At 74.0% G+C, this 13,398-nt stretch carries 11 protein-coding genes; 2 read left to right on the forward strand and 9 right to left on the reverse strand.

Features of this window, described 5'->3' with window-relative positions:
• Positions 1–159 precede the first annotated feature (159 nt).
• The 6 genes from HUT12_RS00570 to HUT12_RS00595 all read right to left on the reverse strand — a co-directional run bounded on the left by HUT12_RS00570 (position 160) and on the right by HUT12_RS00595 (position 6,331).
• Complete coding sequence (locus HUT12_RS00570) at positions 160–297, reverse strand: hypothetical protein (RefSeq protein ID WP_162854370.1); 138 nt, start codon at positions 295–297, stop codon at positions 160–162.
• A 212-nt stretch (positions 298–509) separates the two neighbouring features.
• Complete coding sequence (locus HUT12_RS00575) at positions 510–1,964, reverse strand: dihydrolipoamide acetyltransferase family protein (protein WP_176095606.1); 1,455 nt, start codon at positions 1,962–1,964, stop codon at positions 510–512.
• 5 nt (positions 1,965–1,969) lie between these two features.
• On the reverse strand, positions 1,970–2,959 hold the full coding sequence (locus tag HUT12_RS00580) for an alpha-ketoacid dehydrogenase subunit beta (protein ID WP_131054130.1): 990 nt from the start codon (positions 2,957–2,959) through the stop codon (positions 1,970–1,972).
• Positions 2,959–4,134 carry a pyruvate dehydrogenase (acetyl-transferring) E1 component subunit alpha gene (pdhA, locus tag HUT12_RS00585; RefSeq protein ID WP_131054131.1) on the reverse strand — a complete coding sequence of 392 codons (1,176 nt, stop codon included), beginning with the start codon at positions 4,132–4,134 and terminating at the stop codon, positions 2,959–2,961. The genes HUT12_RS00580 and pdhA overlap by 1 nt, the downstream gene beginning before the upstream one ends.
• Positions 4,135–4,773: 639 nt before the next feature.
• The gene (locus HUT12_RS00590) at positions 4,774–5,559 is read right to left on the reverse strand and encodes a hypothetical protein (protein WP_176092232.1); all 786 of its coding nucleotides are present in this window, start codon (positions 5,557–5,559) and stop codon (positions 4,774–4,776) included.
• 67 nt (positions 5,560–5,626) lie between these two features.
• Positions 5,627–6,331: an NUDIX domain-containing protein gene (locus tag HUT12_RS00595; RefSeq protein WP_176092233.1), complete on the reverse strand. Its 705-nt coding sequence runs from the start codon at positions 6,329–6,331 to the stop codon at positions 5,627–5,629.
• A 74-nt stretch (positions 6,332–6,405) separates the two neighbouring features.
• Here HUT12_RS00595 and HUT12_RS00600 point away from each other — a divergent pair, with 74 nt between their 5' ends.
• Both HUT12_RS00600 and HUT12_RS00605 read left to right on the forward strand, forming a co-directional pair.
• The gene (locus HUT12_RS00600; RefSeq protein ID WP_176092234.1) at positions 6,406–7,467 is read left to right on the forward strand and encodes an SPFH domain-containing protein; all 1,062 of its coding nucleotides are present in this window, start codon (positions 6,406–6,408) and stop codon (positions 7,465–7,467) included.
• Positions 7,464–8,405 (forward strand): hypothetical protein, encoded by a 942-nt coding sequence (locus HUT12_RS00605; RefSeq protein ID WP_176092235.1) that lies wholly within the window; start codon positions 7,464–7,466, stop codon positions 8,403–8,405. The genes HUT12_RS00600 and HUT12_RS00605 overlap by 4 nt, the downstream gene beginning before the upstream one ends.
• A 5-nt stretch (positions 8,406–8,410) precedes the next feature.
• Here HUT12_RS00605 and HUT12_RS00610 read toward each other — a convergent pair whose 3' ends face one another.
• The 3 genes from HUT12_RS00610 to HUT12_RS00620 form a co-directional block, all read right to left on the reverse strand.
• On the reverse strand, positions 8,411–9,631 hold the full coding sequence (locus tag HUT12_RS00610) for a hypothetical protein (RefSeq protein WP_131057778.1): 1,221 nt from the start codon (positions 9,629–9,631) through the stop codon (positions 8,411–8,413).
• A gap of 73 nt (positions 9,632–9,704) precedes the next feature.
• Positions 9,705–11,384 (reverse strand): GTPase, encoded by a 1,680-nt coding sequence (locus HUT12_RS00615; RefSeq protein WP_176092236.1) that lies wholly within the window; start codon positions 11,382–11,384, stop codon positions 9,705–9,707.
• A 5-nt stretch (positions 11,385–11,389) separates the two neighbouring features.
• Positions 11,390–13,210, reverse strand: a complete 1,821-nt coding sequence (locus HUT12_RS00620; RefSeq protein WP_176092237.1) for a GTPase domain-containing protein — start codon at positions 13,208–13,210, stop codon at positions 11,390–11,392.
• Positions 13,211–13,398 lie beyond the last annotated feature (188 nt).

A 13,398-nucleotide genomic window follows, 5' to 3' on the forward strand; every position in this document is an offset into this window, starting at 1 on the left:
CTCGACCTCTCTCGGCCGTGGACGACGACCGTGCCCCACCGTACCGGGCGCTGCGGCGGGGCGGTATCCCGGTGTCAATGGCCGGTCGAACGCCGACGACCCGCCCGGGTCACCCGGGCGGGTCGTCGATCTGGAGGAGGTGGTTAACGTCGTGTGGCGTCAGTGCATGTGACGCTGGGCGATGACGAGGATCTCGTCACGGACCGCGGGCGAGTTGGCCGAACGCAGGGCCCGCTCGATGGCACGGGCGCGGCGGCTGGCGTCGCGGCGGCTACGGATTCGCTCGATCATGCTCATGGGGGTTCTCCTCCTGCTATTCGGTTGTCGGCCCCTCGATGCCTCTATTCAACCGCACGCAGGGCGTAAATTCCAGCGATTAGAAGGTGAGCTGAGCCACCAGCCTACGAATCATAGGTCGACTGCCTTCTGTGAAGAGGGTTTCGTCAACCAACGGCAACGGCCGGTGTGCCGGGCGTTCACCCGTGGCACACCGGCCGTCGTGGAGCCGATCAGGTCCAGGCGAGCAGTGCCGCCTCCGGGTCGGCGAGGAAGTCGCCGATGTCGCGCAGGAACTTCGAACCCAGCTCACCGTCGATGATGCGGTGGTCGAAGGAGAGGCCGAGCGTGGTGACCAGACGCGGCTTGACCTTGCCCTTGTGCACCCAGGGCATCTCCCGGACCGCACCGAAGGCCAGGATCGCCGACTCACCCGGCGGCAGGATCGGCGTACCGGTGTCCACCCCGAACACCCCGACGTTGGTGATGGTCAGGGTGCCGCCGGACATGTCGGCCGGCGAGGTCTTCCCGGCCTTGGCGGTCTGCACCAGGTCGGTCAACGCGTCGGCCAGCTCGCGCAGCGTCAGTCGACCGGCGTCCTTGACGTTCGGCACGATCAGGCCCCGCTCGGTGGCCGCCGCGATACCGAGGTTGACGTACTCCTTGACGACGATCTCGTCACCGGCCCACGTCGAGTTGACCATCGGGTGCCGCTTGACCGCCAGCAGCACCGCCTTGGCGACCAGCAGCAACGGCGAGACGCGTACGTCCCGCCACTCCCGCCGCCCGCGCAGCCGGTCCAGCGCCTTCATCGCCCGGGTCACGTCCACGGTCAGGAACTCCGTGACGTGCGGTGCGGTGAACGCGGACCGGGACATGTTCTCGGCGGTGAGCTTGCGTACCCCCTTGACCGGGATGCGCTGCTCGCGGTCGGCGCCGAAGCTCGCCGCCGCCGTGCCCGGGGCGCTGACCGTGAGCGGCTCCGCCGCGGCCGGTGCCGCCGCCCGCTGCACGTCCTCGCGGGTGATCGAACCCGACGGCCCGGACCCGGTCAGGGTGGCGAGGTCCACGCCGAGGTCCTTGGCGAGTTTGCGCACCGGCGGCTTGGCCAGCACCGCACCCGCGAGCCGGCCGTTGCCGTTCACCGTCGGGGCCGGCGCCACCGGAGCCGCCACGGGCGTGACCGGTGCCGGTGCGACCGGGGCGACGGTGGCCTGCGCCGGGACGACGCCCTTGCGGGGACGGCGTTTGGCCGTGGTGGTCCGGGGGCCGTATCCGACCAGGACGGCGGTCCGCCCACCCGGTGCCGGGCCGCCGATCAGGCCCGGTTCCACCGCGCCCTCGGCGGGTGCCACCTCGACGGCGGCCAGCGAGGCCGCCGAGGGGGTGGGCAGGTCGTCGGCGGGCGCGCCGGTCGTCGACGACGCGATCGGCCCGGCGCCCGGGTCGGTGTCGATCGCGATGATCGGCGCACCGACCTCGACCGTGGTGCCCTCCGGGTGGAAGATCGCGTGCACCTGACCGGCCCACTTCGCCGGGATCTCCACCGCCGCCTTGGCGGTCTCCACCTCGACGATCGGCTGGTTCAGCTCGATGGTGTCGCCCACCTTGACCAGCCAGCCGAGGATCTCGCCCTCGGTCAGGCCCTCGCCCAGGTCGGGCAGGTTGAACTCCTTGATCCGGGACATGTCGCTCACCAGCCGAAGGAGCGGTCGACGGCGTCGAGCACCCGGTCGAGGTCGGGAAGGTAGTCCTCCTCCACCCGGGCCGCCGGGTAGGGGGTGTCGAAGCCGGCCACCCGCAGCACCGGGGACTCCAGTGAGTAGAAGCACTCCTCGGTGATCCGGGCCGCGATCTCCGCGCCGAGGCCCACGTTGGACGGTGCCTCGTGCACCACCACCGCGCGGCCGGTGCGCCGCACCGACTCGTACACCACGCCGAGGTCCAGCGGGGAGAGCGTGCGCAGGTCGATGACCTCCAGCTCACGGCCGTCCTCGGCGGCGGCGGTCGCCGCGTCCAGGCAGGTCCGCACCATCGGGCCGTACGCGAGCAGGGTGACGTGGCTGCCGGACCGGACCACCCGTGCCGAGTGCAGCGGGTACGCCTCGGACAGCGGGGCGTCCAGGTCGACCTGCCCCTTCTCCCAGTAACGCCGCTTCGGCTCCAGGAACACGATCGGATCGTCCGAGGCGACGGCCTGCTGGATCATCACGTACGCGTCCTGCGGGTTGGCGCAGGAGACGACCTTCAGCCCGGCGGTGTGCGCGAAGTACGCCTCGGGCGACTCCGAGTGGTGCTCCACCGCGCCGATGCCGCCGCCGAACGGGATCCGGATCACCATCGGGATGTTCAGCTTGCCGCGCGAGCGGTAGTGCATCTTCGCCACCTGCGACACGATCTGGTCGTACGCCGGGTAGACGAAGCCGTCGAACTGGATCTCGCAGACCGGGCGGTAGCCGCGGATGGCCAGGCCGACCGCGGTGCCGATGATGCCCGACTCGGCCAGCGGGGTGTCGATGACCCGCTGGTCGCCGAAGTCCTTCTGCAACCCGTCGGTGATCCGGAAGACGCCGCCGAGCTTGCCGACGTCCTCGCCCATGATGACGACCTTCGGGTCGTTCTCCAGGGCGCGGCGCAGACCGGTGTTGAGGGCCTTGCCGAGGGTGAGCGTCTCCGTGGCCATCAGTGCGCGCTCCCCTCGAACGACTCCAGGTACCGGCTGAACTCCGCACGCTGCTCGTCCAGCAGCGGCGAACCGTTGGGGTAGACGTGCTCGAAGAGCGTGGTGGGCTCCGGGTCCGGCATGGCCAGCACCCGCTCCCGCAGATCCACGGCCTCGCGACGGGCCTGCTCGTCGACCTCGGTGAAGAAGCCGGCGTCGGCGATCTGCTCGCGCTCCAGGAACGCCTTCACCCGGGCGATCGGGTCCTTGGCCTGCCAGGCCTCGACCTCGCTGGCGATCCGGTAGCGGGTCGGGTCGTCGGAGGTGGTGTGCGCCCCCATCCGGTAGGTGTACGCCTCGATCAGGCTCGGGCCCTGCCCGTGCCGGGCGTTGTCCAGCGCGTGCCGGGTCACCGCGTACGTGGCCAGCACGTCGTTGCCGTCCACCCGGATGCCGGGGAAGCCGAAGCCGGCGGCGCGCCGGTACAGGGGGATGCGGGTCTGCCGTTCCAGCGGCTCGGAGATGGCGTACTGGTTGTTCTGGCAGAAGAACACCAGCGGGGCGTTGAACACGCCGGCCCAGACGAACGACTCGTTGACGTCGCCCTGGCTGGTGGCGCCGTCACCGAAGTACGCGATGACCGCCTCGCCGTCGTCGGTGCCGGTCTTGCCGTCCATCGCGACGCCCATGGCGTACCCGGTCGCGTGCAGGGTCTGCGCCCCGATGACGATCGTGTACATGTTGAACTTGAACTCGTTCGGGTCCCAGCCGCCCTGGTCGACTCCCCGGAACAGACTCAGCGGCATGATCGGGTCGATGCCCCGGCAATAGAGCACGCCGTGCTCGCGGTAGGTGGGGAACGCCATGTCCTGGGTGCGCAGCGCCCGACCGGAACCGACCTGGGCCGCCTCCTGGCCGAGCAGGCTCGCCCAGATGCCCAGCTCGCCCTGCCGTTGCAGGGCCGTCGCCTCGGCGTCCAGCTTCCGCACCAGCACGAGGTCGCGATAGAGGCCGCGGTACTCCTCGTCGGTGAAGTCGACGCGGTACTCGACGCCGTCCGGGCCGGTCACACTGTCGACGCGCGCACCCTCGGGGGTGAGCAGTTGTACGAGTTCCGGGTCGCCGGTCGCGGCTTTCCTGGATCGGGGTGCGGCTCGCCGGCCGCGGGGGCCGGCCCCGGGGTCGCCCTTTGCCATCCGTCTCTCCCTGTCGTGTCTGCGTCGGCACCGGGGGGTCACCCGGCCGCGCGACTCGTGCGCCGGCCCCGGCTGGTGCCGGGATCGGTTCCTGGCGGCCACGCTCAGCCCCGGTGGGGGTTGCCGCGCGGCGTGAGCCGGATTCTTGACCGAACCCGGTTCGGGAGCGCCGACGCCCAGTCGCGCCTACCGCGTGGGTGCGCGGAGGTCCCGGCTGCGCTGCCGTCGTGGCTCCATATTCGCATCAGAGGTGAGTCGTCCCACACTCCACCTGCCCCGCGTCTCAGGACGGGTCCGCTTCGTTACCTGAAATACCGGAGTGCCGGGTCGAACGACGCGCGACCGATCCGGTGATGGTTTGCCACCATTCGGGCAGATAAGCGTGTCGACACGCGGTGTGGGGTTGGCTGACGCAGAGTCACTGAACCACGCTGGTCGCGCGGGCCTCCGAAGCAGCTCAGGCGGTCCGCCGGGGCCGCGTCGACGGCCCCGGCCAGGGGTCGACGACGAGGAGTGCGTGGTGTCCGAACCAGGTGAGGGGCCCGGGGGGCCGATCCTCGGCCGGCACCGGGCACCCGGCGGCTACCGCCGGGTGGTGGGCGCCCACCGTGCCGCGCGTGCCGCAACGCCGACGCGGGGTTACCTACTGACCGTGGCGCTGCTCGCCGGGACGGCCTCGATGCCGGTGCTGGCCGCGATCAGCACCGGGTCGGCGACGGTCGGCAGCACCGCACTGCCGGGCAGCAGCACGCCGCCGTTCATCCCGACGCCCTCGGTCGGCCCGGTGGTGATCCCGCCGCCGCCCGCGGGCACCCCGACGACCGGGGTGCCCGCGCTGCCGTCGGTCGGCCCGGCCGCCCCGCCGGGCGACCCCGGGCCGGAGCGGCTCCCGATGCCGGCCGCCCTGCCGTTCGCGCCACCACCGGGCCACCGTCCCGCGCCGCCGGCTCCGATCCCGGCGCCCCGACCGCCCGCCACCACGCCGGCCCCGGTGCCCGCACCGATCCCGGTACCGAGCCGTACGCCGAGGCCCACCCCCTCGCCGAGCCCGTCGCCGCCGACCGCGTCGCCCTCGCCGTCGCCGACCGACGCGCCGTCGCCGACCGACGCGCCGTCCTCCCCGACGACCTCGGCCGATCCGAGCATCTCCACCGACCCGGGCACCACGCCGGACCCGTCGGAGTCCACCGACCCGACCGCCTCGACCGATCCGACCGCCTCGACCGATCCGACGGAGTCGGGTGACCCGCCCTCGGGCGGCCCGACCACCTCGGGTGACCCGCCGTCGGCCGGTCCCACCTCGGAGGGCCCGGCCGATCCGACGGACCCGCCGTCCCGCCTGCTGCCCGAACCGGTGCTGCCGCCCTCCGGCGGCAACGGCAGTGCCCGGTCGCGTGCCCGGATCCGGCTGCGGGGGCGTCGCACGTCTGAGGCGCACGGGTGTACGCCGGAGACCGCCGGGCCCGCGTCCGGGCGCTGAGGACCGGAGGCGTCAGCCCCTGCTGGTGCGGGGTGGGTCGGGTCGCAGCATCGGCGGGTGCAGCATCGCGGCCGGGCCGCGCCGGAACAGTTGGGCCGGTCGGCCGCGTTCGCCCTCGGTGGAGCGGCCGACCGGGACCAGGAAGCCCGGTGTGCTGGTCACCTTGCGGTGGAAGTTGCGCGGGTCGAGGGAGGTCCCCCAGACCGTCTCGTAGACCGCCCGGAGCTGCGCCACCGTGAACTCGGGTGGGCAGAAGGCGGCGGCCAGCGGGGTGTACTCCAGCTTGGCCCGAGCCCGTTCCAGCCCGTCGGCCAGGATCCGCTCGTGGTCGAAGGCGAGCTGACCGGGGGAGAGGCGCGCCAGCGGGAGCCAGTCGGCCGAGGCGGCGTCCGTGCCGGCCACCGGGGTGGCCTGGTCGGGCAGGAGCGCCAGCCAGGCCACGGTGACGACCCGGCCGCGCGGGTCCCGGCCGGGACGGCCGTACGTGCCGAGCTGCTCCAGGTGTCCGGCCGGCTCGGCCAGGCCGGTCTCCTCGGCCAGTTCCCGGGTGGCGGCGGCGGCCAGGTCCTCGTCGATCCCGACGAACCCGCCGGGCAGCGCCCACCTGTGCAGGTACGGCTCGATGCCGCGTCGGACCAGCAGGACGCAGAGCTGCTCCGCGCGCACGGTCAGCACGACCAGGTCTGCGGTCACCGCGAAGGGCGGGTACTCGGCCATCTCTTTATCACCACCTTGACGACAAAGTAGCAGACCCTTTATCGTCGTGTAGACGACAAAGGGAGGCGAGAGTCATGGCCGACGTGACGAGGCGACTGTTCCTGCGCCACCTGCGCGGCACCCCGACCAGCTGGGTGCGTCTGCACGTGGGCGGTCGGGTCCGCCGGGAGGGAGTGGGCCAGTCCTTCTGGTACCGCCCGCTGCGCGCCGTGCTCAGCGAGGTGCCGGTGGACGACCGCGAGCTGCCGCTGCTCTTCCACGCCCGCACCGGCGACTTCGCCGACATCACCGTGCAGGCCACCGTCACCTACCGGGTCGCCGACCCGGCGCTGGCCGCCGGTCGGCTCGACTTCTCGGTCGACCCGCGCACCGGCAGGGCGCGGGCCCGCCCGCTGGACCAGGTGGCCACCCTGCTCGCCGAGCTGGCCCAGCAACCCGCCCTCGACCTGCTCGCCCGGGTGCCGCTGGCCGAGGCGCTGACCACCGTCGCACCGGTCCGCGAGGCGGTCTCCGACGCGCTGGCCACCGAGGCACGGCTGGCCGACATCGGGGTGGCCGTGGTCAGTGCCCGGGTGGTGGCGATCCGGCCCGAGCCGGAGCTGGAACGCGCCCTACAGACCCCCACCCGGGAGGCGGTGCAGGTCCAGGCCGACCGGGCCACGTACGCCCGCCGGGCACAGGCCGTCGAGCAGGAACGCGCGATCGCCGAGAACGAACTCCAGAACAAGATCGAGCTGGCCCGGCGCGAGCAGCAGCTCGTCGAGCAGCACGGCGCGAACACCCACCGCCGGGCCGAGCTGGAGGCCGCCGCCGAGCTGGCCGCCGCCCAGGGCCGGGCCGACCGGGACAAGGTGGCCGACGCCGCTGCCGCCGACCGGGCCCGGGTGCTCGCCGCCGCCGAGGCCGAGAAGGACCGGCTGCTGGCCGCCGCCAAGGCCGAGGGCGTACGCGTCGTCGGGCACGCCGAGGCCGAGGCGGAGGCGGCCCGGCTGGCCGCGTACGCGGAGCTGCCGCCGGACGTGCTGCGGGCCCTGACCGTCCGGGAACTCGCTGGTCAGTTGCCGCAGATCGGTCAGCTCACCGTCACTCCGGACATGCTGACCGACCTGCTCGGCCGGCTGGCACCGGGCCGATGAGCGCGGGTCGGGGGCCCGACGGGTGGGCCGGGCCGGGGCTGGCCCCCCGGGTGGTGGTGGTCAGCCGGCGCAGTGAGCTGGACGAGTTGCTGGCCCGGCACGGCACCCGGGCCGCCGCCGAGTGGTACCTGGCCGCCCGGGGACGGTCGCTCACCGAGGTGATCGACCGGCACGAGGCACTGGCGGCGGCGCTGACCACGGTCGGTGCCGCCGTGCCGGCCGACTGGCGACGCGGCGCGGTGGACCGCGACGACCTGCCGCGCTTCCTCTTCGCGCCGGAGGACGTCGTCGTCGCCGTCGGGCCGGACGGCCTGGTCGCGAACGTGGCGAAGTACCTGACCGGGCAGCCGGTCATCGGCGTCGACCCGGAGCCGGGCCGCAACGCCGGGGTGCTGGTCCGGCACCGGGCGGACGGGCTGGCCGCGCTGCTGCCGGCGGTGGCGGCGCAGCGCGCGGCGACCCGTTCCCGGGCGATGGTCCGCGCCGCGCTCGACGACGGCCAGGAGCTTCTCGGCCTCAACGAGGTGTACGTCGGCCACGCCTCCCACCAGTCCGCCCGCTACCTGCTCTCGGTGCCCGTGGAGGGGCGGGAGCGCCGGGAACGGCACTCCTCCTCCGGCGTGGTGGTGGGCAGCGGTACGGGCGCGACCGGCTGGTGCGCGTCCATCGCGCGGGACCGTCCGGGGGCGCCGCGCCCACCCGCGCCGGAGGAGGCGGCCCTGTGCTGGTTCGTCCGGGAGGCGTGGCCGTCCCCGGTGACCGGGGTGAGTCTCACCGCCGGCCGCCTCGACGACGGCGACCGGCTGGAGTTGACCGCCGAGTCCGACGGTCTGGTGGTCTTCGCCGACGGGCTGGAGGCCGACCGGCTCACGCTCGACTGGGGGCAGCGCCTCACCGTCGACGTCGCACCCCGCCGACTCACCCTGGTCGAGCCGTGAGGCGGTCAGCCGTCGTCGGCGAGACGGTGCCGGTTCGCCTCGATCCAGGCGTCCAGGGCGGCCGGGTCGTCCGGGTCGACGCCGTCGGCCATCAACTGGGCGACGGCGGCGGTCGCCGGGCTGCGCCGCTCACCGGTGGCATAGAGCCGGACGAACTCCGGCACCATCTCCTCGATCGCGGTGTCCGTCGCGCTCGCCCCCGACTGCGGCAGTCCCCGCTTGCGGGCCGCGTACGCGGTGAAGGCGCGCAACACCCGGGGCAGCATCGCCGCGTCGTCCATGTCCAACACGGCCCGCCGGTGCACCCAGTCGAGCAGGAACAGCCCGGCCACGGTGGGGCTCCACCGCAGCGGGTCGGCGTCCGGGAAGGTGGCCGCGTGGTCGAGCAGCAGGCCCAGGCAGAAGTGCAGGGAGGCGAGATCCCCGCCGTCGATGGTGTCCAACCCGGCCTGCGCCGCCTCCGGCGAGGCCAGGAAACGCCGGATCAGGTCGGACCGCTCGGCCTCCGACAGCGGCTCGCCGTCGCCCCGATCCGGTGCCGACGGGGTGGCCGGTAGCACCGCCAGTCGGGCACCGACCAGGGCACGGTCGGTGGCCAGCGAGCCCGCGCCGGGCAACTGCCCCAGACCGTCGGTCACCGCCAGGTGCCGGCCCACCTCGGCACGCATCCGGGTCGGGTCCTCCTCCCGGAACCAGGTCAGCTCGTCGTCGGCGCAGAGCTGCCGGACCTGGTCGAGGATCCGCGCGGCCGGCCCGCCGACGAAGACGTCCTTGGTGATGCCGATGTTGTGGTCGACCAGGGCCACCAGCGCGTGCTCCGGGCCGCCGGTGGCGTCGTCGTAGGCGAAGGTGGCCAGGTAGGAGGTCTGGTCGCCGTACACGTCGCCGTACGCCCAGGTGCCGGTGAGGTGCACCTTGCCGAGCTGGCCGGACCAGGCCGGTGCGGTGGCGCCCGGGCGTACCCGGTCGGCGCCGGTGGCGTCCGGGACCAGGGCGGCGAAGACCGCGCGGACGGTGGTCGCCGCGGCGGTCCGTCGTCGCGAGGTGGCGGCGAGGAACCCGCCCACGAACTCGCGTATCGCCGTCTCTCGGTCGGTCTCGGCCACCTCGTAGACGCTGCCCAGCAGCGCCGCGCCGAGCATCTCCGCGTCCAGCGCCGTATCGAGCTTGGTCACGTCGCGAGCGGCGTGCAGCACCGCGTCGTAGGGGGTCTGTGGCGTGGCCATGACCCGACACTACGCCGCCGCTCGCGCGGGCAGGTGCCGAGCCAACCGACCGGCGTGGCCGGGGCGCCGGCGCTCAGCGGTGCCGGGCGACCTCCAGCACGGTGCGGGCGTCGGCGTGCGCGGCGATGACGGCACGCACCGGCGACAGCACGTACTCCTCGCCGACCTGGCTCATCGCCCTGGTCAGCCGGGCCTCGGCCCGGCGGCGCGCCCGGCCGGCGGCCCACCGGCTGATCGGTCGGGTCAGGGCGGCCAGCAACAGCCCGGCCAGCAACCCGCCGAGCAGCAGCAGCGTCGGCACCGGCACCTCGCCGACCATCGGATGCTCCAGCTCGGGCAGCCCCAGGATCCGCAGCGCGTAGCCGAGGAGCAGCCAGCCCAACCCGGCCACGGCCGCGACGGTCACCACCCACTGCAACCCGCCGACCAGACGCCACCACGTGCGGGGACGGCTCACCCCCAGGTCGGTGCCGGCCAGCGCGTGGTCCAGCGCGTCCGGCAGGTCGGCGAGGCGCGAGCGGGCCGCCGCGCTCACCGCCGCCGGCCAGGCGCTCGGCAACCCCTCCCCGGCCCGCTCGGCCACCGTACGCAGTGCCAGGGCCAGCGCCGACTTGTCGGCCGCACCGGGCTCGGGCACGGACGTCGCGGCGGCCAGAGCCCGCTCGGGATCGTCCGCGACGGGCTGCGGACCGGGCAGGTGCAGCCGACGCAGCGGATCGGGTCGCAGCCGCCGCCAGAACCGCACCAGCGGCCAGCCGGTGCGCGACGCGGCCCGGTGCCGGTATGCCTGCTCGACCGCACTGAGCACGGTCGGCACCCCGGCCACCGCGCTCAACGCCCGGTCCAGCTTGGCCACCGCCGGATCGTCGGCCGGGAGGGCCGACCGGGGTGCCCCGACCATCCCGTCCAACGCGTCGACGACCGCGTCCAGGTCGCCGGTGAGTCGACGCAGTGCCGCCTGCCGCTCGACGACCGTGCGTTCCAGTTCCGCCCGCAGCACCTCGGGGCCGCTCGGGTCGACGATCGTGGTGGCCAGCAACGGCACCCCGTCCAGCCCGTCCGCGTCGAGCAGCCGGCGCAGGTCGGCCAGCACCCGGGGGACCTCGGCCGGGGGCAGCCGGTCGGCCTGGTTGAGCACGACCAGCGTGACGTCCCGGTGCCGCTGGAACTCGCGCAGGTAGGCGGCGTGCACCACCCGGTCGGCGTACTTCTCCGGGTCGACCACCCAGACCACCAGGTCGACCAGGCCGAGCAGCCGGTCCACCTCCAGGCGGTGCGAGTGCTGCACCGAGTCGAAGTCCGGCAGGTCGAGCAGGATCAGCCCGTGCAGGGTGGACTCGTCGTCGCCGTCGAGCAGGCTCTCCCGCACGAAGCGGTGCTTGGGCAGCACACCGAGCCAGTCGAGCAGCCGGGTGCCGCCGTCGAGCGGACCCCACACGCAGGCGTGGGTCACGCCGGTGGTGGGACGGCGTACCCCGACCGGCGACAGGTCCATCCGGGCCATCGCGTTGAACAGGCTCGACTTGCCGCTGCCGGTCGCCCCGGCCAGCGCGACGACGGTGTGGTCGCGGGAGAGCGACAACCGGGTGCCGGCCCGCTCCACCAGGGTGCGTGCCGGGCTCAACGGGGTGTCCGGCAGGTATCCGTCGACCAGGCCGAGGAAGCGGTGCACCGCCTCCAGGCGGGCGACCAACTGGTCCGCGTCCACCCGTCCGTCGCTGATCCGCAACGCCTCGCGGAGGCGTCCCCCCATGCCCATCACGCCGCCGCCCCACTGCGATCGTCCGTGGCGAAGCCGCTGCGCGTCCGGGCCGCCTCCACCTGAGCGGCCGCCTCGCGCAGCGCCGTCGCGTGCCGGGCCGCCGGCCGGGCCTGGTCGGTCCGGTCCAGGTATCGGGCGGCCTCCTCGTCGAGCAGCGCGTGTACCCGGTCCAGCAGGTCCTCCCGAGCCTTCGCGGCCAGCGTCCGCACCGCCTGGTCGCCGAAGATCGCCTGGAGTACGGCCTGCCCGGCGACGGTGGTCCCGGCCCCGGTGGCGACCTCCAGGCCGGTCGGGATGAACGCCGTCGAGGCGAACACCGCGATCATGACGGCCAACCCGGTGGCGTTGACCGCGTACGCCGCCGTACGGGCCACGAAACGCCGGTCACCGCCCTCGGCCCGGACCAGTTCCAGCACCCCGCGTTGCCAGTCCCGGACCAGCCGCTCGGCCCGTTCGGGCAGGTCGGCCGCGTGGTGTGCCAGATCCGGTGTGAGTAGTGCGGCACCCGCCGGATGCGCCTTCCACCCGGTGTACGCGTGCTCGGCCGCCTCGGCGGCCACGCCCCGCAGCAACGTCGTCAACTGGGACTCGATGGCGTCGCGCAACTCCACGGCCGGGGCCGGGCGTCGGCTGAACGCCGCCGTGAGGCGGTCACGCAGCCGTCCGATCCGCGCCTCCAGGCTGCGGAAGAGGTCACTGGTGCCGATGAACTCCTGCCACCGGGCCAACACCTCGCCCCGGAGCAGCCGTCCGTCGCGCAGACCCTGCTCGACCATCCGGTTCGCCGCCCGGTAGGCGGCCAGCACCCGTTCGTCCAGAGCGTCGGCGGCGGTGACCTGCTCGTCGGCGGCGACGGCCAGACTCTCGACCGACGGCGCCAGCGCGGCCAGCGCGCCGCCGAGGGTCTGCCGGACCACCGCCGCGCGGGCGTCCGCGTCGGCGGCCAGCCGGGCGAACCAGTCCGCCAACGGCGCGGTGACCCGGTCCGGCAGCAGCCCCTGGCCGTCGACCCAGGTCTCCGGCAGGACGAACAGCGGCGCCGCGCCGAGATCCTGCTCGGCCAGCATCTCGGCGAGGTGGGCGGCGACCTCGTCGGTGGCCTCGGCGGGCACCCGGTCGAGGACCAGCGCGATGACCGCGCCCCGGGCCCGCGCACCGTGCAGCAGTTCCCAGGGCACGGCGTCGGCGTACCGGGCGGCGGTGGTGACGAAGAGCCAGAGGTCGGCGGCGGCGAGCAGTTGGTTGGCCAGCGCGCGGTTGGCGTCGACCACCGAGTCGATGTCGGGAGCGTCCAGGAACGCCAGCCCGGGGGCCAGGGCCGGGGCGGTGACCAGGTGCAGCGAACGCGGGTCGTCGCTGGGCTGGTTGGTGCGGGTCAGCCCGGGCAGCAGTTCGCCGCGACGGAACCAGGGCGAGTCGGCCGGATTGCAGACCAGGACCGGCGAGCGGGTGGTCGGGCGCAGCACCCCGGCGGCACTGACCCGCGCCTGGACCAGGCTGTTGACCAGGGTCGACTTGCCGGCGCCGGTGGAACCGCCGACCACCACGAGCAGCGGCGCGTCGAGGCGGGAGAGCCGCGGCAGCAGGTAGTCGTCGAGCTGGTCGGCGAGAGCGGCGGCCGTCCGTCCGGCGGGCTCCGCCGAGGGCAGGACCAGCGGGAATCGCGCCGTTCCGATCGCGGCCCGCAGGCTGGCCAGCACGGCGGGCAGGGCGTCGTCCCCGATTGCCGCGGGCCGGTCCTCCCCGCCGGTGGAGCCGGTGCGGGCTGCGACGGCGGGCGTGCCGAAAGGTGAGGCGGAATCGCCGTTCGTCGTCACCGCTAAAGCGTGCCCGACCGACACAAGGTAAGACAACCAGTCGGTATCGAACGGTGACTTGCGCCAACCCGACTCAACCTCGACTTGACGATTCCGGGGGGCGTGGCACTATTGAGTCACGTTCACTCAACTTGAGGTGGGGTCGCTGTGGGCGACACCGCCGGTCAGGGCGACGGGGGGCCCGTCAC

The sequence above is a fragment of the Verrucosispora sp. NA02020 genome (assembly GCF_013364215.1).
Classification (GTDB): Bacteria; Actinomycetota; Actinomycetes; order Mycobacteriales; family Micromonosporaceae; genus Micromonospora.

Bases quoted from the DNA above. Each gene is read 5' to 3' on its own strand.
- pdhA (WP_131054131.1), bottom strand. From the start codon at position 4,134: ATGGCAAAGGGCGACCCCGGGGCCGGCCCCCGCGGCCGGCGAGCCGCA.
- HUT12_RS00610 (WP_131057778.1), bottom strand. From the start codon at position 9,631: ATGGCCACGCCACAGACCCCCTACGACGCGGTGCTGCACGCCGCTCGC.
- HUT12_RS00615 (WP_176092236.1), bottom strand. From the start codon at position 11,384: ATGGGGGGACGCCTCCGCGAGGCGTTGCGGATCAGCGACGGACGGGTG.
- HUT12_RS00575 (WP_176095606.1), bottom strand. From the start codon at position 1,964: ATGTCCCGGATCAAGGAGTTCAACCTGCCCGACCTGGGCGAGGGCCTG.
- HUT12_RS00605 (WP_176092235.1), top strand. From the start codon at position 7,464: ATGAGCGCGGGTCGGGGGCCCGACGGGTGGGCCGGGCCGGGGCTGGCC.
- HUT12_RS00570 (WP_162854370.1), bottom strand. From the start codon at position 297: ATGAGCATGATCGAGCGAATCCGTAGCCGCCGCGACGCCAGCCGCCGC.
- HUT12_RS00580 (WP_131054130.1), bottom strand. From the start codon at position 2,959: ATGGCCACGGAGACGCTCACCCTCGGCAAGGCCCTCAACACCGGTCTG.
- HUT12_RS00600 (WP_176092234.1), top strand. From the start codon at position 6,406: ATGGCCGACGTGACGAGGCGACTGTTCCTGCGCCACCTGCGCGGCACC.
- HUT12_RS00595 (WP_176092233.1), bottom strand. From the start codon at position 6,331: ATGGCCGAGTACCCGCCCTTCGCGGTGACCGCAGACCTGGTCGTGCTG.